Here is a 1,253-nt window from a genome sequence, read left to right on the forward strand (position 1 = left end):
GCCGACCACCCGGCATCGTGCACACTCTTGGCCAGCCTCGTGCGCGCCAGCCCGCTCACCGCCAGGTCCTCCACGAACACCGCTTGGTTCTCGCGGATGATCTGCGTGGAGAGCTGGTGGTGGAACTCGCGGCGGGCGTCGGCGACCCGTGCGTGCGCCCGGGCGATCTTGTGCCGGGCCTTGTCGCGGTTCGTGCTGCCCTTCCCTTTCCGAGACAGGGCGCGTTGGGCTTTCTTCAGCCGTTTCTCCGCCCGGCGCAGGAAGCGGGGAGAGCCGATCTTCGTTCCGTCCGGTAGGACGGCGAAGTGCCCGAGCCCGAGGTCGATCCCGGTCTCGGCTTCGACGGCGGGCAGTGGTTGCACGGTGACCTCGACCACGAAGCTGGCGAAGTACCGGCCCGCCGCGTCCTTGATGACCGTGACCGAGGACGGGTCGGCAGGCAGGCCCCGTGACCAGCGCACCGCGACCTCGCCGATCTTCGGCAGGACGAGTTTCCCGTTCTGGCTCACCTTGAACCGGGCATTCCTGGTGAACCGGATCGCCTGCCGGTTGTCCTTGCGGGACCGGAACCGGGGCGGGGCGAGTTTCGGGCCCCTGCGCTTGCCTGACACCGATGCGAAGAAGTTCCGGAACGCCGTCGCGCAGCCGGCGAGCGCCTGCTGCAACACCACGGCTGACACCGTGCCCAGCCACGCCCGATCGGGGCGTTTCTTCGCCTCGGTGATGACCTGGCGCGACAGCTCGGCGTCGCTCACGAACGGGAACCCGTTCTCATGGGCGTCGTTGCGCATACGCAGTGCATCGTTGAACACCGTCCGGGCGCACCCGAACGCCCGGCCCAGCGCGATCCGCTGGGTGGGGGTCGGGTCGATCCGGTAGTTGTACCGCAACTGCACCCGATCATCATACGGTTGGGTTATGGCCGAGTACAGCGATATCAGAACAGGCAGACACTGTGTTTTCGTGCTCCACGCCCATTTGGTCTTCGTGACGAAATTCCGGCATCGGGTGTTCACCGACGCGCACCTGACCCGCCTGGAAGAGATCATGCGGGCCGTCTGCACCGACTTCGAGACCGGCCTGGCCGAGTTCAACGGCGAGAACAACCACGTCCACCTGCTGGTCAACTTCCCACCCAAGATCGCCCTGTCGAAACTGGTCAACAGCCTCAAAGGTGTGTCCTCGCGGCGGATGCGACAGGAGTTCCCCGAACTGGCCGCCCACTACTACCGGGCGAACAAGCTGTGGTCGGG

The 1,253-nt window shown here is 66.2% G+C and carries 1 protein-coding gene and 1 pseudogene; one reads left to right on the forward strand and one right to left on the reverse strand.

The window, feature by feature from the left end; genetic code table 11:
- Positions 1 to 896: RNA-guided endonuclease InsQ/TnpB family protein (locus IEZ27_RS52140; protein WP_189654103.1), on the reverse strand; the 896-nt coding region annotated here is incomplete at its 3' end.
- Positions 897 to 978: 82 nt separating this feature from the next.
- On the opposite strand from IEZ27_RS52140, the pseudogene tnpA reads away from it, so the two are divergent.
- Positions 979 to 1,253: pseudogene (gene tnpA / locus IEZ27_RS52145) on the forward strand (IS200/IS605 family transposase); the annotation flags it as partial.

This window comes from Nonomuraea spiralis (assembly GCF_014648435.1).
In the GTDB taxonomy this organism is placed as follows: Bacteria; Actinomycetota; Actinomycetes; order Streptosporangiales; family Streptosporangiaceae; genus Nonomuraea; species Nonomuraea spiralis.